Genomic DNA, 17,269 nt, shown 5'->3' with positions numbered 1-17,269 from the left:
GCGGGGCTTTTGCGCTCTGTGGCCTGCATCGTGCGCAGGCCCGGCATCGTGGGCAGGGCTTGGCTGGATAATGCGCCCATGACGGACGTGCATTTCTACTTCAACGTGCCAGACAAGCTGCACTTTGCCTGCCGTCTGGCGCGCAAGGCATTCATGCAGCAAACGCCGCTGCTGCTCAGTGCCGCGCCGCAGCAGTTGCAGCAGCTCGATGCCATGCTCTGGCAGATGGCCCCGGCCGATTTTGTCGCCCACGACTGGTTGGACGCGCCGGATGGGCATGGCAGCGCCCCGGCCGCGCCTGCCGCGCCCAGCGTGCAAGCGCCCATCCTGCTGTGCGAGCGCATCGACCCACAGGCCCTGCATGGCCGGGTTCACGCCTTGCTCAGTTTGTGGGATGAAGTGCCAGCAGGTTTCAGCCATTTCGAGCATTTGTATGAGCTGGTATCGCCAGACGCCCATGACCGCCAGTGCGCCCGCCAACGCTGGCGGCATTACCAGCAGCGCGGCTATGCCATCCTCAGCCACGATCTGGGCCAAGCCACAGGCGCTGCTTGATGGGCTTGTCTTAGGGGGATTGACATTCAGTATTGCGGCGGTGTTTTTGCTCAAAACCCGCAACTGCCGCGTTGAAAACGCTTGCAGGGTGTTCAGGTCTTGCACGCATTTCCGCCTTGCATTTGCAGCTTTTGCCTCGAAAAACCGCTTCGCCAACCCAGTCTCAGCAACCCCAGCCAGCCAACCGAAGATTTCCGCCATGACTGAGCGCGCACACGATCCATACCGCCCCCAGACCGTGCCCACACTGACCGACATCGTGCAGGCCCAGCCTGCGAGCGATGGCTCCGATGCTGCCCACGACGCACAGCCGCCAGTTGACGCTGGCTTGCGGGCCGCTGCGCCTGCGGACATACCGGCGGACATGCCGGTGCCGCTGGCGCAAATCCCCACGCTGATGCCCGAGCCGCAGCCCGACGTGGCGCTGCGCACCTCGCGCTACATTGAGCGTGCGCTCAATGCCGTTGGCGGCGCGGCCAGTGCCGCCGATGCTGCGCCGCCATCACAGCCTCTGCAGCCTGAGCCCTCGGCAGGCCCGGACGCCTCGGCTTGGCAGGGCGCCTTCGACGATTTGCAGCCATTGCACCCCCCCGCTGCGAACGCGGCGCTGCACGGCCTGCAGGATGGCGCGCTGCCGCACGGCGACGCAGCCCCCGGCCAGCCCATGCAGGCGCCGCCACCGCGCGATGCAGCCAGTGAGCTGGCCGAGCGCGTGGCCTGGGAAATGCTGCAGCTGGGCCAGGCTGCCCCGGTGCAGTCCGCGCAGCCTGAGTTGCAGTTGCCTGCCATGGCCGCGCCCCCGGATGAGGCCGAGCCGCTGCCGATGGCGGCCGATGGCGTACAGGCCGAAGGCTTTTGCGCCGTGGCGGCCCGGGCCACGCAGGCCGATGCCTGGCCGGATGCCGCCGCCTTGCGAGGCTTGCTGCCGGGCGATTTCGAAGAGCAGCTGGTGCACCGGGTCATGCAGCGCGTCGATGCCGTGCTCACCGACCGGGTGGGCGAGGTCATCGCCGCCGTCATCGAGCGCCAGACCCGCTCGCTGCTGCCCAGCATCCGCGAGGAGTTGGAGTTCGCCATCCGCAAAAGCGTGTACGAAGCCATGGCCGACGAACTGGCTGGCATCCAGGCCAGTGGCTTGGAGGGCGCGCCGCAGTGAGCAGGTGCAGAGCCTTTGAACAGGCTCCGAGGGCGACGGGCGCTGCGCACCGGCCCGTGCAGGCCCTGGCTTCAAGACATTTCGGGTGACGCCTGCCAGCCCATGAAATCCAGCACCTGCTGGCTGCGCCGCAGTGTGTCTTGCTCGCCCAGTGCGATCAGCTCCTGCGTAAAGGCCGCTTCGAACAGCAGATAGCTCACCAGGGCCGAATGGCCCAGCTCGCGCGCATCGCTGCCCGTGCCCAGCGCCCCCAGCAGGGCGCGGATGCTGGCGGGCAGTTGCTGCAGGTGGCGCGCGGCCAGCGCGTCGATGTCCTGCGACGGGGTGATGGCCAGCAGCTCGATGGGGCGCAATTGGCTGCGCGCCTGCTGCTCAGGCGTGAGCAGGCGCAGCGTCTGGTTGATGCGCTGCAGGCGCTCGATGTCGGTGGCCAGGGTGTCCAGGAAGATGCTCGATAGCGCGTGCCCGGCGATCTGCGCCAGCGAAGGCGCGCTGGTGCCTGCGGCGCTTCCCGCCGTTGTCACGCCGCGCCCCACGCCAATGACCAGAATGCGCTGCGCGCCCAGGTGGATGGCCGGAGCCATGGGCGCCTGCTGGCGCATGGAGCCATCGCCGAAGAACTCCAGGCCATGGGGCAGGGGCAGCTGTTGTGCGGGAAAGACGAAGGGAATGGCCGCCGAGGCCAGCAAGTGCCCGTGGTGCAGGGCCGTGGCGCAGGCCAGATGCAGCGAGCGCTGCCAGGGCTGGATGGGTGCGGCCGATTGGTAAAAGCTCATGTGGCGGCCGCTGCTGTAGCTGGAGGCCGTGACGGCCACGGCGCGCAAGTGGCCGCGCTCGATCAGTGCCGGGATGCGCGCCATGGCGATGCGCGCTTGCAGCAGCTCGGCCAGCGGCTGGTTATCCAACAGCGCCTGCGGTTGGCCGCGCCGCCAGCGCGCCACCGCCCAGCCCAGCGAGAGCAGGCGCAGCCAGCGTGTGCCAGTGCGCAGCACGCTCCAGGAGTCGCTGCGGTAGACCTGCTCGGTGTGCAGCCCGGCCCAGGTCTGTTCGAGCTGCGCGACGGCGTGCGCGAAATGGTCGGCGCCGCTGGCCAGCGCGGCCACGTTGATGGCCCCGGCCGAAGTGCCCACCAGAATGCCGAACGGGCTTTGCCGCAGCCGCTGCGGCTGCGTGCCATGCAGGCGCGCCAAGGCCTTGAGCACGCCGACTTGGTAGGCGGCGCGCGCCCCGCCGCCACAGCACACCAGGGCGGTTTGCGCTGCACGCTGCTGCTGGGCATGGCGCGCGGCCGGTGACATTGGCCGGGGCGAATGGATGGATGGGGGTGCGCCAGTGTGTGGCACGGCAGCTTGCTTTGCGACCCGCTGTGATCAGACGCCGGGGCGTTTGCCCAGCAGGAACAGCGACAGGGCGTCGCCCAGCCAGATCTGGATGTTGTGCTCGCGTGCAAAACGCTGTGCGGGCGGGCTGAGTTCGCCGCCGGCGGCGATGTACAGCCCGTGGCCGATGCCGCTGTCCTCCATCGCGCGGGCCAGTTGGCGCAGTGGCTCAAGCCCATGCACTGAGGCTTTCCAGCGGCGCGCCAGCACCAAGGTGTACTGGCCCTCGCGGGTGATGCGCCAGTCCGCGCCGGGGTGCTCGGGCGCGCTGGCGTGGATGCCTTGCAGGCGCCAGCTTTGCTGCAGGCGCCTTGAGAAATCCTCCCAACTCAGCTGGGCAGCCTCTTGCAATACCTGGCTGCGCTTTTCCTCGCTGGGAGCATGCCATTGCTGCCAGGCGGCCACAGCCCCGACGATCAGCAGCGGCAAGGTGCCAGTCAGGGCCAGCAGCACATATTCGCGCGGCATCAGCGCCGCCAGGGCCGCGCCCAGCACGGCGGCCAGCATAATGCTGACCCACCACGGAGAGCGCAGCAGCAGGCCGAAAAGCGAATGGCGTGGAATGGTGAATTTCACGGCGAAGACGCAGCGAACGGGCAAGAGATGGCCGCGGCAAATGGCTGGGGCTGCGCGCGCAGGCTCCGGCCGCCGTGGGTTTGCCCTTGGATTGATGGAAAACAGTGGATTGACTATGGCAGTGCAGCAAGAGCGCCTGCTCGCAGAGCTGGCGAGTGTAAGAGATATTTTTACGGGCGAGGACTTTGCCTCGCCCAAGCGCATGCAGGCGCACATTGAGGGCGAGCAGGTGCAGCTGCGCGTGCGCATGCCGTACCCGGCGCAGTCGCAGCAGGCGCTGTGGCGCGAGCAGCTCACGCAGGCCGCGCAGCGCGCCGGCGCCGGGCAGGTGCAGCTGCAGTTCGAGCTGGAGGTGGCCGCCCATGCGGTGCGCCCAGGGCTGACGCCGCTGCCGCAGGTGCGCAACATCATCGCCGTGGCCTCGGGCAAGGGCGGCGTGGGCAAGAGCACCACGGCCGTCAACCTGGCGCTGGCGCTGGCGCAGGAGGGCGCGCGCGTAGGCCTGCTCGATGCCGATGTCTACGGCCCCAGCTTGCCGATGATGCTGGGCCTGGACCAACGCCCCGAGAGCCTGGACGGCAAGAGCATGCAGCCGCTGCAACGCCACGGCGTGCAGGCCATGTCCATTGGCTTTCTGGCCCGGCCGGACGACGCCATGATCTGGCGCGGGCCCATGGCCGTGCAGGCGCTGGAGCAAATGCTGCGCCAGACCAATTGGGACGATCTGGACTATCTGCTCATCGACATGCCGCCGGGCACCGGCGACATCCACCTGAGTCTGAGCCAGCGCGTGCCGCTGACCGGCGCGATCATCGTCACCACGCCGCAGGACATTGCGCTGCTCGATGCGCGCAAGGGCATTCGCATGTTTGAGAAGGTCGGCGTACCCATCCTGGGCCTGGTGGAGAACATGGCCATGCACGTGTGCAGCCAGTGCGGCCACATCGAGCACGTGTTCGGCCAGGATGGCGGCCAGCGCCTGGCGGCCGAGCTGGGCCTGGCCTATCTGGGCGCACTGCCGCTGGACATGCAAATCCGTTTGCAGGCCGACGGCGGCAGCCCCAGCGTGGTGGCCGAGCCTGAAGGCCCCATTGCGGCGCAGTACCGCCACATTGCGCTGCAGGCCGCAGCCAAGGTGGCGCTGCGCGGCAGGGACTATTCGCAGCGCCTGGCCGGCATCAAGGTCAGCGCGCAGTAGGGGGGTGAGATTGAGTCAACCCCTGATGCTCGGGCCACGGCGGCCCAGCATGCGGCGCGCCGTGTCGTCGCGCCAGATGAAATGGTGCACCAGCACCATGGCGATGTGCCCGGCAATCACGGCCAGCAGCAGCCAGCCCAGCAACCCATGCCAGCTGGCGCCCAGGCTGTCGCGCGGGGCGTTGATGGCCTGTACCAAGGCCTGATTGGGCGCTGAGGGGCTAAAGATTGGCAACTGCCCGAACAGCGCAAAGGCCCGGCCCGATGCGTACAAGCGCATCAGGGCCAGCGTAGGCACCAGCAGCATCAGCAGATACAGCAGCCCATGCCCGGCGCGCGCGCATTGGGCGATGAAGCCTTGGCCGTAGGCCGGGCGCTGCGGCCATTGCGCCAGCGCCCAGAGGGCGCGCAGCACGGCCAGCAGCCACAGCACCATGCCCACGTGGTTGTGCGTGCCCACCAGCCAGGAGTCGCGTGGGCTCAGATCAAAAGCCAGCTTGAGCGCCATGCCGACGAACTGCCAGGCCAGCAGCAGCGCCATGGCCCAGTGCAGCAGCCGACTGATGCGGCCAAAGCGCAGCGGGCTGTCCCGCCAGGGCGGGGCAGGCGGGGTGGCGCGCAAGTGGCTGCCGGAATGGTTTGGTGCAGGCATGGCGTTGCCGGGGCTGGTCAAGCCTTCAGGGCGTAGCCCAGCACGATGCCGGCCAGCAGCGTCAGGCCCAGCCAGTGGTTTTGCGTGAAGGCGCGAAAGCAGTCCTCGCGGCGGCGCAGGCGGATCAGCCAGCCATGCCAGAGTACCTGCGCGGCGGCCAGCGCCAGGGCCAAGTGCCAGGGCCAGCCCAGCGCCTGCGGCCGCAGCACCCAGGCCCAGCAGGCCAGGAACAGGCCATAGCACAGCAAGATGGCGGCCACGTCCCAGCGGCCCAGGGTGATGGCCGAGGTTTTCATGCCCAGGCGCAGGTCGTCGTCGCGATCGACCATGGCGTACTCGGTGTCGTAGGCGATGACCCAGCACAGATTGCCCAGCAGCAGCCACCAGGCCGTGGCCGGGATCTGCGCCTGCACGGCGGCAAACGCCATGGGGATGCCGAAGCTGAAGGCCACGCCGAGCACGGCCTGCGGCATGGAGAAAAAACGCTTGGTGTAGGGGTAGAAGACGGTGATGGCCACGGCGAAGACCGAGCAGGCAATCGTCAGCGCATTGGTGCTGAGCACCAGCGCGAAGGCCAGCAGGGTCAGCACCAGCGCCACGGCCAGCGCTTCGCGCACGCTGGTGCGCCCGGTGGTGATGGGGCGCTGTGCGGTGCGCTTGACGTGGCGGTCGAATTTCCGGTCGGCAATGTCGTTGACGCAGCAACCGGCGCTGCGCATCAGGATGGTGCCCAGCGTGAATACCAGCAGCAAATGCCAGCCGGGAAAGCCCTGCGCGGCAATCCACAGCGCGCTGAGCGTGGGCCACAGCAACAGCAGCCAGCCCGCCGGGCGGTTCCAGCGGATCAGGTCCAGGTAGTTGCGCAGCCGCTGTGCCAGATCGATCGGCGCAGCGGGAGGGCGGGGCTCGGCGTGCATGGCGGGGGCTGGCCTTAGCGGAACACCACCGTCTTGTGGCCGTTGAGCAGGATGCGGTGCTCGCTGTGCCATTTCACGGCGCGCGCCAGCACCTGGCTTTCGGTGTCGCGCCCGCGCGCGGTCAGGTCCTCGACCGTGTCGGTGTGCGAGGCGCGCGCCACGTCCTGCTCGATGATGGGGCCTTCGTCCAGGTCGGCGGTGACGTAGTGCGCCGTGGCGCCGATGAGTTTGACGCCCCGGTCGTGTGCCTGGTAGTAGGGCTTGGCGCCCTTGAAGCTGGGCAGAAAGCTGTGGTGGATGTTGATGGCGCGGCCTGCGAGCTTCTGGCTCAGGTCGTCCGAGAGGATTTGCATGTAGCGCGCCAGCACCACCAGCTCGGCCTGTTCGCTTTGGATGATCTCGTACTGCCGCGCCTCGGCCTGGGCCTTGTTGTCCTTGGTGACCGGGATGTGGTGGAAGGGCACGTTGTAGCTGGCCGCGAGCTGGTAGAAGTCGCGGTGGTTGCTGATGATGGCGCGGATGTCGATGGGCAGCAGCCCGCTCTTCCAGCGAAACAGCAGATCGTTGAGGCAATGCCCCTCGCGGCTGACGAACACCACTGTCGGCACGGGCTGGGCCGCGTCGTGCAGGCTCCAGCGCATTTGCAGCGGCTGGGCAAAATCTTGCAGGGCCTCTTGCAGTTGCTCCAGGCTGCGCTGCTGCACGGAAAACTGCAGCCGCATGAAGAACAGGCCGGTGGAGTGGTCGTTGAATTGCGCAGCTTCTTCGATGTTGCCGCCTTGCTCAAGCAAAAAGCCGGAGACGGCATGCACCAGCCCTTTCTGGTCGGGGCAGGAGAGGGTCAGGATAAAAGTAGGACAGGCGTGACTCATAAGGGGCGTGATTGTCGCACCGAATGCACGCTGCCCGGGCCACAGGTCACTGGCTGCGCTGGTAGGCGGTTTGGTCCAAATTCAGCCAGCGGCGTTGGGCGTCGGTGAAATAGCCAATCAGCTGCCGTGTGCGGCCATCGTCTCCGCGCAGTTCAAGCACGTGTGGGCCCAGCAGCCGCCAGGTGCCTTGGCCCTCGCGGCTGTGGCTGCGCGAGGTGCTGGCGCGCGGCGTGGTGATGGCATCGCCCATTTGGGTGTGGCCGCTGAAGCCACGGTCGGCCTCGAAGCGGCCGTTGGCCAGCAGGCGCAGGCGGTTGCGCGTCACGGTGCTGGTGGTGCCGAAGGAGGCGCCGCGATCGGCATTGAAGCTGCCCACCAGCGCCTGGGCCGTCAGGCCATGCGCGGTATCGCCCGGCAGGGCATGCCAGCCGCCGCCCTGGCCCCGCTGTTGGTAGCCGCTGTCGGCCTTGCGCCACTGGCCCTGGGCCTGGCCATTGGTGTAGAGGCGGCCATTTTTCAGCAGCACGTGCGTGGTTTCGATCACCTCCAGGCCGTAGACCTCGTAGCTGGTTTCGATTTGGTTGAGCACGGCGTGAATATCGCCCGGCGCAAAGGGCAGCAGGGCACTGGCAGCCTGGCGGTGCTGGCCCGCTTGAGGTTGGGGCGATAGGGCTGGGCGCTGGCGGCCGACCGGACTGTGGTCATTGCCGCGGTTGTTTGCGGCTGCAGAAGCCTGGGCGGCGGCGCTGATGGCTGGCGCTTCCCGCAGCGCCGAGGCGATGATTTGCGCGCCGCCCTCGGCATAGCGCTGCAGCAGGGCGTCCTGGCCCAGCATCACGGCGATGCGCGCCTGATCGGGCGCATGCACGAAGGCGTGGTAGAAGGCATTGAGCGCCTGGCCTTGCACCTGCAGCCGATGCTGCACGCGCCACAGCGGCGCCTGAAAGCCAGGGCTGCCGCGCGAGAGCAGCTTGCCGTAACTGTCCGAAAGCCTGTCGGCCATCTGCCGGGCCCACTCCTGCAGTGGCAGGCCATTCATCGGCAGCGGCGCCGAGAGCAACATGACGAAACGCCCCTGCTCCTGCTGACTCAGGCCAGGTGGCACGAAGGCCGTCATGTTCTGCTGGGTTTGCATGGCCCAGCCCGCAGGGGCGGTCAGGGCTTGTGCCAATGGGGCGGCGGCCATCAGCCCCAGCGCCAGCAGGCCCTGGCAGATCAGACGCAGCCCAGCCTGGGTGTGGCGCTGCGGGGCTGACCGGTCGGGGCGGGGCATGCCAGGGGCGGGCGTTCAGTGCACCAGCACAGGGTGTTGGGCCAGGCCGGTGTAGCTGTCCAGCGTGTCCTCCACTTCTTCTTGCGTGGGAGTGTTGCGCTGCCATTCCTGGATCTGAGCGTGGAACAGCTCGGCCCAGCTGCCGTCCAGATAGACCTCCCGGCCAGAGCGTTTGTCCACGATTTCAAAGCCATGGCGCACCAGTTGCACGCCTGCAGCTTGGCCGGGGCGCTGCCCATCCTGCTGCGGCGGGGCGATGTCCTGCTGCATGTGCACGACCGAAAAGGCTTCGGAGTCATAAAGAGTGTTCATGGAATCCTCCAGTGCGATGGGATCATGACTCATGGATGGGGTCCGGGGCTGGGCTTTCAAGAGGTGTGGGCAGGGTTAGGTTGTATGGGGCCAGTATGCACGAAAAGCATGGCCTTTCCGGTCTTGCGCGGGGTGTGGCAATCGGGGTTTGCCCGCAAGCGGCAGATAGGCTGTGACGGCAGTTCTTGGCGCAGGCTCTCAGCTCAGATAAAGCGCGCCAGCAGTTTGCGTGAGGCTTTGGGCAAGGATTCGACGTCGTCAATCTGGTATTGCAGGCTGTGCTTGTCGGTGATGCGCAGGCATTGGCCTTCGGCATCGAGCTTGCGGATATCGTCCTCGCTTTGCAGCAGCAGTGAGGTGGGGCCGCGGTCGGTGTGCACCTGCCACAGCGAGGGGGTAGAGAAACTGCTGACGGAGTCGATGGCGGTGATCTTGGGGATGAACTCGCGCCCGGCCAGGGCGGCGGCAATGGCCTGCTGGCAGGGTTGGGGCAGGGCGTCGAGCCGCTCGATGTAAGCGCGTTCCTTGCCGTGCAAATCGACTAGCGAGAGGCACTGACGCGGCGCGCTCAGGGCAAAAGCGGGTATGGGCTGCACGGCGATGGGGTGATGCCGCTGTGCCGTGGCGACAGGCTCTGGCTCATTGCTCTCATCGCTGATGTTGGCCTGCGCGGGCAGGTGCAGGACCAATTGACCGTGCTGGTCCAGTTGGATGCGCTCGGCTGGCGTGTCGGCGCCAAGCACCAGTACGTGCGCGGGCAGGTAGCGCAGGTGCGAGGCGCTGGGCTTGGCAGGGGGCTGGGCGGTCATGGCCTGTCCTTGCGATGGGGCGTGGCGGGTGTGCTGCGGGGGGGCGTCAGTCAGCCGCCGAGCTGCTGGTGCTGCTGTTGCTCGCGGCGCTGCTGGGCCTGATAGAGCCGCCAGTACGCGCCCTGACGCGCCAGCAGCTCGTCGTGACCGCCCACTTCGACGATGTGGCCGCGATCCATGACGACGAGGCGGTTGGCCTTGCGCAGGGTGGAGAGGCGGTGCGCCACGGCGATGGTGGTGCGGCCTTGCACCAGGTTGTCCAGCGCTTTCTGGATTTCCTTTTCGGTCTCGGTGTCTACGGCGGAGGTGGCCTCGTCCATGATGAGGATGGCCGGGTCGATCAGCAGCGCGCGGGCGATGCTGATGCGCTGCCTCTCGCCGCCCGAGAGGCTTTGGCCCCGCTCGCCCACCAGCGAGTCGTAGCCGTGGGGCAGGCGCAGGATGAAGTCGTGCGCGTGCGCGGCGCGCGCGGCGGCGATGATTTCCTCGCGCGTGGCATCGGGCTTGCCGTAGGCAATGTTCTCGGCCACGGTGCCGAAGAACAAAAACGGCTCTTGCAGCACCAGGCCGATGTGGCGGCGGTAGTCGGCCACGGCGATGTGGCGCAAGTCGATGCCGTCGCAGAGGATGGCGCCTTCGCTGGCGTCGTAGAAGCGGCAGATGAGGTTGACCAGCGTGGATTTGCCCGAGCCGCTGTGGCCGACCAGGCCGATCATCTCGCCCGGCGCGATCTCCAGGTTGAGGTTGCGCAGCACGGTGCGGCTGCCGTAGCGAAAGCCCAGGTTTTTCAGGCGCAGATGGCCTTGCACGGCGGGCAGGGGCGTGGGTTGGGCCGGCTCGGGCACGGTGGAGACGTGGTCGAGGATGTCGAAGATGCGCTTGGCCCCGGCGGCGGCGCGCTGGGTGATGCTGACGATGCGGCTCATGGAATCGAGCCGCGTGTAAAAGCGCCCGATGTAGGCGATGAAGGCCGCCAGCACGCCTACGGTGATGGTGTTGCCCGCCACCAGCCAGATGCCAAAGGCCCAGACGACGAGGGTGCCCACCTCGGTCATCAGCGTGACGGTGGGCGAGAACAGCGACCAGACGCGGTTGACGCGGTCGTTGGCGATGAGGTTGACGCGGTTGGCCTCGGCAAAGCGCTCCTGCTCGCGCCCTTCCTGCGCAAAGGCCTTGACCACGCGCACGCCGGGGATGGCATCGGCCAGCACGTTGGTGATTTGCGACCAGACGCGGCTGGAGCGCTCAAAGCCCACCTTGAGCTTGGCGCGCACGCGCTGGATGAGGATGAAGATGAAGGGCAGCGGCACGAGGGCGGCCAGCGCCAGCGTGGGGTCGATGGACAGCAAGATGGCCGCCGTCATGACGATCATGATGACGTCGGTGGCGAAATCCAGCGCGTGCAGCGATAGAAAGGTGTTGATGCGGTCGGTCTCGGAGCCGATGCGGGTGATGAGATCGCCTGTGCGGCGGCTGCTGAAGTAGTCCAGCGACAGGCGCATGAGGTGGTTGAAGGTGGTGGTGCGCAAATCGGCGCCGATGCGCTCGGACACCAGCGAGAGCACGTAGGTGCGGCTCCAGCCCAGAGCCCAGGCGACGATGGCCGACAGCAGCAGCGCCCCCAGGTACCAGGCCACCAGAGCGGCGTCGATGGGCTGGCCCGATTGGTAGGGGATGAGGATGTCGTCCATCAGCGGGATGGTCAGGTACGGCGGCACCAGCGTGGCGGCCGTCGATGCCAGCGTCAGCACAAAGCCCAGCGCGATGAGCTTGCGGTAGGGCTTGGCAAAGCGCAGCAGGCGCAGCAGCACCCAACTGGAGACGGGCGCTTCTTCTTCCTTCTCGGCGCAGGCTTGGCAGGCGCTGCTGTCTTGCGGCAGGGCTGCGCCGCAGGCCGTGCAGGTGGACATGTCCTGCGCACGCTGGGCGCTTTGCGCGTCGCCATGCACCTGGGCCTTGAAATGCTCGATCAGGCGCTGCGCTTGAATGCTGCCTTGCTGGCTCAGATGCCAGTGCGCCAGCCGCTGTTCGGGCGTGTGCAGGCCCAGCGTCAACAGGCCGGCGTGCTCGTGCAATTGCAGCGTGTGGCGGGCATCTAGCCGGCCGCTGGCCGGCCAGCGCTGGTATTGCGCCTGACCTGATTGCCAGCCATACAGCGCTTGGTCGGTGAGCACCACGCGCCCGGGCGCGAAGCGCAACTCCTGGCTCAGGTCAACGTCAAGCGCACACAGCACGTTCTCGTGCGCAGCCAAAGGCAGTCGCGGTGCAGCAGAGGGCGGTGAAACAGCAGTCATGTCGTGTGATTGTTGGGAGCCGCTATCTTGCCACCGGGTCCGGGCACTCTGCGCAAGATCGGGGCAGTCAGCGGCTACAAGCTGCCGACAACGCGTCGGCATGCCCCTTTGTTGACACGCACGGTCTGGCTAATGCGGAACTGGCGCGCGTGCAACAGCTTCTGTTGTTTGCAGACTGGCTTGCATAGCGGGCATGCCACAATCGCCGCCATTCGCGCGGGGCATCCCCAAAGCCGTTTTGCACCATCATCAAACCATCACCACATGCCAGTTTTCGAGGATATTGCGCTGCTGCGCGTGAACTACCTGCGCGGCCCCAGCATCTGGACCTACCGCGAGGTGTTGGAGGTCTGGTTGGATCTGGGTAAGTTGGAGGACTTTCCCTCCAACAAGATCGAGGGTTTTGCAGGGCGGCTCAAGGCTTGGCTGCCCGGCCTGATCGAGCACCACTGCGGCGTGGGTGAGCGCGGCGGCTTTTTGATGCGGCTGGACGAAGGCACCTGGTGCGGCCACATCCTGGAGCACATCATCATCGAGCTGCTGAATCTGGCGGGCATGCCCACGGCCTTTGGCCAGACGCGCAGCACTTCGCAGCCGGGCGTGTACCGCATGGTGTTCCGCGCCCGTGACGAGCAGGTCGCGCGCGCAGCGCTGCGCGAGGGCCACCGGCTCATCATGGCGGCCATCAATGACCAAGCTTTCGATGTGCCCGCGGCTGTGGCGGCGATCCGCGAAGTGATCGACGAGCGCTACCTGGGCCCGAGCACGACGGCCATCGTCGATGCCGCGTTCGAGCGCCGCATCCCGGCCTTTCGCCTCAACGACGGCAACCTGGTGCAGCTGGGCTATGGCGCGGCGCAAAAACGCATCTGGACCACCGAGACGGCCAACACCAGCGCCATTGCCGAGGGCATTGCCAACGACAAGGACATGACCAAGACGCTGATCCAGATCTGCGGCGTGCCGGTGCCCGAGTGGCAGATTGCCGCCAGCGCGCAGCAGGCTTGGGAGGCCGCGCAGGACATTGGCCTGCCCGTGGTCGTCAAGCCCTCGGATGCCTCGCGCAATCGCGGCGTGTTCGTCAACCTGCAAACCCAGGAAGAAGTCGAGGCCGCCTGGCACGCGGCAGAGCCGCACGGCTACGAGGTCATGGTCGAGCGCATGGTGTCGGGCAACGAGCACCGCCTGCTGGTAGTGGGCGGGCGCGTGGTGGCTGCCGCGCGCAGTGAGTCGCTCAAAGTCACCGGCGATGGAGTCTCCACCGTGCAGCAGCTGGTGCAGGCGCAGCTCAACAGCGACCCACACCGCCGCAGCGCGGCTGCGGCCGAGGATGGCGCGGGCGAGGCGGCGGCGGCCGCAGCGCAGGCGGTGGACGTGCAGCAGCCGGACGTGCTGCGCGAGCTCAAGGCCCAGGATTTGACGCCGCACAGTGTGCCTGCGCGCGGCAAGCTGGTGTTGATCCAGCGCAGCAGCACCGTGGTGGTGGATTGCACCGACGAGGTACACCCGGAAACCGCCGAAGCGGCGGCGCTGGCTGCGCGCGTGGTCGGCCTGGACATTGCCGGCGTGGACGTAATGGCGCAGGACATCGCCCGCCCGCTGGCCGAGCAGGGCGGGGCGGTGATTGAGGTCAACGCTGGCCCGGGGCTGCTGATGCACCTCAGGCCGGCCGTGGGCTCGCCCCAGCCAGTGGGGCAGGCCATCGTCGAATACCTGTTTCCGACGCCGCCCTTGCAGGACGGCGCCGACCTCTCCGGGCGCATTCCCATCATTGGCATTGCCGGGCGCCACGGAACCACGGGCATTGCGCGGCTGGTGGGCTGGCTGCTGCACCTTTCGGGCAGGCACGTGGGCGTTGCCTGCCGCCAGGGCATCTTTCTGGACAAGCGCCTCATCGACCGGCGCGCCAGCGACCACTGGGAGGCCGGCAACCGCTTGCTGATGAACCAGCAGATCGAGGTGGCCGTGATCGAGAACAGCCCGCGCAGCATCCTGGCCGAAGGCCTGAGCTACGACCGCTGCCACATTGGCGCCGTCACCGACATGGCCGGCCATGAGGAACTGGCCGATTACGACATTCAGGAAAAGCAGCAGATGACCCGTGTGCTGCGCACCCAGGTGGATGTGGTGCTGGCCAGTGGCGTGGCCGTGCTCAATGCCGACGATGAGCAGATCACGGCGCTGGCGCCGCTGTGCGATGGCGCGCTGGTGTTTTACGCCAGCGATGCCACTGCGCGCCAGCGCTGGCTGCAGGAGCAGCAGGAGCAGCAGGCGCAGGATGGTCGGCAGGGCGACGAGCCTGCGCCGGATGCGGCCCAGGCGCGCTGGGTACTGCCTGGCGAGAATGTCCTTGAACTGCACGACGAAGCTGGCTGCGAGCGCATCGAGGATTGGACGGCACTGTGCCAGCACGCGGCCACGCTGGGTCTGCAGCAAACGCAGCTGCTGGCCGCAGTGGCCATGGCATGGACCATGGGCATCGCGCCGGAGCTCATCGGCGCAGGCATCCGCACCTTTGACCCTCGCCTGCCTGGGCTACAGGCTGCGCGCAAGCAGGCCCTTGTCTGACAAGACTTTTCCCCGATTACCCCCACACGCTGCACGCCATGGAAATTCTGCGAACTCGCGCCCTGCGTGGCCCCAATTTGTGGAGCCGCAAGACCGCCATGCTGGTTACGGTGCATTGCACGCCCGAGGAATGCGACATCACGCGCCTGCCCGGCCTGGCCCAGCGCCTTCGGGCGCTGTTCCCGGCGATTGGCACACTCACTACGGAAGACGGCAGCCCGACCTCGCTGGCGCATGTGTTGCAGTTTGCCGCTGCGGTGCTGCAGCAGGAGGCGGGCGTGGCCATCGGCTTTGCGCGCACCGTGCCGACGAACGAAACTGGCGTTTACCAGGTCGTGGTCGAGTACCGTGAGGAGGCCGTGGGGCGTCAGGCCATCGATGCGGCGCTGGCGTTGATCCAGGCCGCTTCTGGCCAAGCGCAGGCCGCTTTTGATGGCGCGGCCATGATCAATGGTTTGCGTGAGCTCGACGAGCACGAGCGCCTGGGGCCCAGCACCGGCTCCATTGCCCAGGCCGCGCTGGCGCGCGGCATCCCCTTGCGGCGGCTCACGCGCGGCTCGTTGGTGCAATTTGGCTGGGGCTCGCGCCAGCGTCGCATCCAGGCTGCCGAGGTCGATGCCACCAGCACTGTGGCTGAGTCGATTGCGCAAGACAAGGAGCTGACCAAGAAGCTGCTGCTGGCCGCTGGCGTGCCCGTGCCGCTGGGCCGCCCGGTGGCTTCCCTGGACGAGGCTTGGCAGGTGGCGCAAGAAGTGGGCCTGCCAGTGGTGGCCAAGCCGCAGGATGGCAACCAAGGCAAGGGCGTGACGGTCAACATCCAAACCTTCGCTGAACTCGAAGCCGCCTACCTCGCAGCGGAAAAATACGGCGTGGTGATGGTGGAGAAATACCTGCCCGGGCAGGACTACCGCCTGCTGGTGGTGGGCAACCGCCTGGCCGCTGCCGCGCGGCGCGAGCCGCCGCAGGTCATCGGTGACGGCCAGCACAGCGTGCGCGAGCTGGTGGACACCGTCAACCTCGATCCGCGCCGCAGCGATGGCCATGCCACCTCCCTCACGCGCATTCGGCTCGACGACATCGCGCTGGGGCAATTGCAGTTGCAAGGGCTGACGCCCGAGTCCGTGCCCGAGCCAGGACGCAAAGTGGTGCTGCGCCACAACGCCAACCTCAGCACGGGCGGCTCCGCCACCGATGTGACCGACTCCGTGCATCCAGCCGTGGCCGCCAGCGCCGTGGCCGCTGCGCAGATGGTGGGGCTGGACATTTGTGGCGTGGACGTGGTGTGCGAGAGCGTCGAGCGCCCGCTGGAGGAGCAGGCCGGCGGCGTGGTCGAGGTCAATGCCGCACCCGGGCTGCGCATGCACCTGGCGCCCTCATTCGGCCAGCCCCGCCCGATCGGCAAATACGTCGTCGACATGCTGTTCGAGAAAGGCAACGATGGTCGTATTCCGCTCGTCAGCGTCACCGGCACCAACGGCAAGACCACCACGGCGCGCTTGATCGCGCATCTGCTCATGGCCCATGGCTTGACCACTGGCATGACCAACACCGATGGCATCTACATCAATGGCCGGCAAATCGAAAGCGGTGACTGCAGCGGCCCGCGCAGTGCGCGCAACGTGCTGTTTCATCCGCTGGTGGATGCGGCTGTGCTGGAAGTGGCGCGCGGCGGCATCCTGCGCGAAGGGCTGGGTTTCGACCAGAGCCAGGTGGCCGTAGTCACGAACATTGGCGAGGGCGATCACCTCGGGTTGAACTACATCGACACCGTGCAGGAATTGGCCCAGGTCAAAGCCGTGACGGTGCGCAACGTCTCCCCCAAAGGCTATGCCGTGCTCAATGCCGAAGACCCGCTGGTGGCGGCCATGGCCAGCGCCACGCCGGGGAAGGTAATTTACTTTGCGATGGACAAGCACCATCCCATTTTGGCGGCGCACCGCTCGCAAGGGCGGCGCAGCGTGTTCGTCGAGGGCGAGGCCATCGTAGCCACCGAAGGCGCTTGGCGCGACAGTATCCCGTTGGCCGAAATCCCCATCACGCAGCACGGCCGCATTGGCTTTCAGGTGCAAAACGTCATGGCCGCCGTGGCCGCGGCCTGGGCTGTGGGGCTGCCGGCGCAGACCATCCGGCGCGGCCTGGCCAGCTTCGTCAATGACACCGACAACGCGCCGGGGCGCTTCAATACGCTGCAAATCAACGGCGCCACCGTCGTGGCCGACTATGGCCACAACCCCGACGCCATGCGTGCGTTGGTGCAGGTGGTGCAGGCCACGCCGGCGGGCAAACGGGTGCTGGTCATCAGCGCTGCGGGCGACCGGCGTGATGAGGACATCCGGGCGCAGACTTCGATCCTGGCTACGGCCTTTGACGAGGCCTTTCTCTATCAGGACGCCGCCCAGCGCGGCCGGGCGCATGGCGAGGTGCTGGCGCTGCTGCGCGAGGGCTTTGAGCGCATGCGCAATCAGCCCGGCTACCGCATCCGCCATCTGGAGGAAATTCAGGGCGAGATGCGCGCCATCGACGCCGCCATTGCCCGCCTGCAGCCCGGTGACTTCTGCCTGGTGCTGATCGACCAGGTGGAGCAGGCTCTGGCCCACTTGCGGCGCCTGGCTGCGCTGTGAGGGTGTGCAAAGCCTGTCGTGAAAGCTTTTTTGCGCGGCAGAGGTGTATTTTGATGACCTGGCTCAAGGGCTTTGACCGGGGGGCTTG

Annotated in this window: 14 protein-coding genes; 5 read left to right on the top strand and 9 right to left on the bottom strand. The window is 67.2% G+C overall.

Features of this window, described 5'->3' with window-relative positions; genetic code table 11:
- Positions 1-78 precede the first annotated feature (78 nt).
- A complete protein-coding gene (locus tag CLI93_RS02890; protein ID WP_095541388.1) occupies positions 79-555 on the top strand; it encodes a DNA polymerase III subunit chi in 477 nt (158 codons plus the stop codon).
- 199 nt (positions 556-754) lie between these two features.
- Entirely contained in the window at positions 755-1,711 is a 957-nt protein-coding gene (locus CLI93_RS15315) for a hypothetical protein (protein ID WP_238945685.1), read from the top strand.
- A gap of 71 nt (positions 1,712-1,782) precedes the next feature.
- Here CLI93_RS15315 and CLI93_RS02880 read toward each other — a convergent pair whose 3' ends face one another.
- Positions 1,783-3,009: a patatin-like phospholipase family protein gene (locus CLI93_RS02880; RefSeq protein WP_095541176.1), complete on the bottom strand. Its 1,227-nt coding sequence runs from the start codon at positions 3,007-3,009 to the stop codon at positions 1,783-1,785.
- A gap of 72 nt (positions 3,010-3,081) precedes the next feature.
- Positions 3,082-3,666, bottom strand: coding sequence for a restriction endonuclease (locus tag CLI93_RS02875; protein ID WP_172424186.1), 585 nt, complete (start codon positions 3,664-3,666; stop codon positions 3,082-3,084).
- A 115-nt stretch (positions 3,667-3,781) separates the two neighbouring features.
- On the opposite strand from CLI93_RS02875, the gene apbC reads away from it, so the two are divergent.
- Entirely contained in the window at positions 3,782-4,864 is a 1,083-nt protein-coding gene (apbC, locus tag CLI93_RS02870) for an iron-sulfur cluster carrier protein ApbC (protein WP_095538352.1), read from the top strand.
- A 15-nt stretch (positions 4,865-4,879) separates the two neighbouring features.
- Here apbC and CLI93_RS02865 read toward each other — a convergent pair whose 3' ends face one another.
- From CLI93_RS02865 to CLI93_RS02835, 7 genes are all read right to left on the bottom strand, one after another.
- Positions 4,880-5,515: a cytochrome b gene (locus tag CLI93_RS02865; RefSeq protein ID WP_095541391.1), complete on the bottom strand. Its 636-nt coding sequence runs from the start codon at positions 5,513-5,515 to the stop codon at positions 4,880-4,882.
- Between the two features lie 17 nt (positions 5,516-5,532).
- The gene (ubiA, locus tag CLI93_RS02860) at positions 5,533-6,432 is read right to left on the bottom strand and encodes a 4-hydroxybenzoate octaprenyltransferase (RefSeq protein WP_095541177.1); all 900 of its coding nucleotides are present in this window, start codon (positions 6,430-6,432) and stop codon (positions 5,533-5,535) included.
- 14 nt (positions 6,433-6,446) lie between these two features.
- Positions 6,447-7,304: a formyltetrahydrofolate deformylase gene (purU, locus tag CLI93_RS02855; protein WP_095541178.1), complete on the bottom strand. Its 858-nt coding sequence runs from the start codon at positions 7,302-7,304 to the stop codon at positions 6,447-6,449.
- A 46-nt stretch (positions 7,305-7,350) separates the two neighbouring features.
- Positions 7,351-8,577, bottom strand: coding sequence for a hypothetical protein (locus CLI93_RS02850; RefSeq protein WP_095541179.1), 1,227 nt, complete (start codon positions 8,575-8,577; stop codon positions 7,351-7,353).
- Positions 8,578-8,592: 15 nt separating this feature from the next.
- On the bottom strand, positions 8,593-8,889 hold the full coding sequence (locus CLI93_RS02845) for a BTH_I0359 family protein (RefSeq protein WP_095541392.1): 297 nt from the start codon (positions 8,887-8,889) through the stop codon (positions 8,593-8,595).
- A 203-nt stretch (positions 8,890-9,092) separates the two neighbouring features.
- Positions 9,093-9,698: a cyanophycin metabolism-associated DUF1854 family protein gene (locus CLI93_RS02840; protein ID WP_095541180.1), complete on the bottom strand. Its 606-nt coding sequence runs from the start codon at positions 9,696-9,698 to the stop codon at positions 9,093-9,095.
- Positions 9,699-9,748: 50 nt separating this feature from the next.
- Positions 9,749-11,992: a cyanophycin metabolism-associated ABC transporter gene (locus tag CLI93_RS02835; protein WP_095541181.1), complete on the bottom strand. Its 2,244-nt coding sequence runs from the start codon at positions 11,990-11,992 to the stop codon at positions 9,749-9,751.
- Between the two features lie 264 nt (positions 11,993-12,256).
- Here CLI93_RS02835 and CLI93_RS02830 point away from each other — a divergent pair, with 264 nt between their 5' ends.
- Positions 12,257-14,560 carry a cyanophycin synthetase gene (locus CLI93_RS02830; protein ID WP_095541182.1) on the top strand — a complete coding sequence of 768 codons (2,304 nt, stop codon included), beginning with the start codon at positions 12,257-12,259 and terminating at the stop codon, positions 14,558-14,560.
- 38 nt (positions 14,561-14,598) lie between these two features.
- On the top strand, positions 14,599-17,181 hold the full coding sequence (gene cphA / locus CLI93_RS02825) for a cyanophycin synthetase (protein WP_095541183.1): 2,583 nt from the start codon (positions 14,599-14,601) through the stop codon (positions 17,179-17,181).
- Positions 17,182-17,269: the final 88 nt, after the last annotated feature.

The sequence above is a fragment of the Vandammella animalimorsus genome (assembly GCF_002288875.1).
In the GTDB taxonomy this organism is placed as follows: Bacteria; Pseudomonadota; Gammaproteobacteria; order Burkholderiales; family Burkholderiaceae_C; genus Lampropedia; species Lampropedia animalimorsus.
Note: the sequence above shows the minus strand (reverse complement) of the source record. Positions and strands in the feature narration are given on the sequence as shown.

Bases quoted from the DNA above. Each gene is read 5' to 3' on its own strand.
- CLI93_RS02850 (WP_095541179.1), bottom strand. From the start codon at position 8,577: ATGCCCCGCCCCGACCGGTCAGCCCCGCAGCGCCACACCCAGGCTGGG.
- apbC (WP_095538352.1), top strand. From the start codon at position 3,782: ATGGCAGTGCAGCAAGAGCGCCTGCTCGCAGAGCTGGCGAGTGTAAGA.
- ubiA (WP_095541177.1), bottom strand. From the start codon at position 6,432: ATGCACGCCGAGCCCCGCCCTCCCGCTGCGCCGATCGATCTGGCACAG.
- CLI93_RS02865 (WP_095541391.1), bottom strand. From the start codon at position 5,515: ATGCCTGCACCAAACCATTCCGGCAGCCACTTGCGCGCCACCCCGCCT.
- CLI93_RS02835 (WP_095541181.1), bottom strand. From the start codon at position 11,992: ATGACTGCTGTTTCACCGCCCTCTGCTGCACCGCGACTGCCTTTGGCT.
- CLI93_RS02830 (WP_095541182.1), top strand. From the start codon at position 12,257: ATGCCAGTTTTCGAGGATATTGCGCTGCTGCGCGTGAACTACCTGCGC.
- CLI93_RS15315 (WP_238945685.1), top strand. From the start codon at position 755: ATGACTGAGCGCGCACACGATCCATACCGCCCCCAGACCGTGCCCACA.
- purU (WP_095541178.1), bottom strand. From the start codon at position 7,304: ATGAGTCACGCCTGTCCTACTTTTATCCTGACCCTCTCCTGCCCCGAC.
- CLI93_RS02880 (WP_095541176.1), bottom strand. From the start codon at position 3,009: ATGTCACCGGCCGCGCGCCATGCCCAGCAGCAGCGTGCAGCGCAAACC.
- CLI93_RS02845 (WP_095541392.1), bottom strand. From the start codon at position 8,889: ATGAACACTCTTTATGACTCCGAAGCCTTTTCGGTCGTGCACATGCAG.
- CLI93_RS02840 (WP_095541180.1), bottom strand. From the start codon at position 9,698: ATGACCGCCCAGCCCCCTGCCAAGCCCAGCGCCTCGCACCTGCGCTAC.
- CLI93_RS02890 (WP_095541388.1), top strand. From the start codon at position 79: ATGACGGACGTGCATTTCTACTTCAACGTGCCAGACAAGCTGCACTTT.
- cphA (WP_095541183.1), top strand. From the start codon at position 14,599: ATGGAAATTCTGCGAACTCGCGCCCTGCGTGGCCCCAATTTGTGGAGC.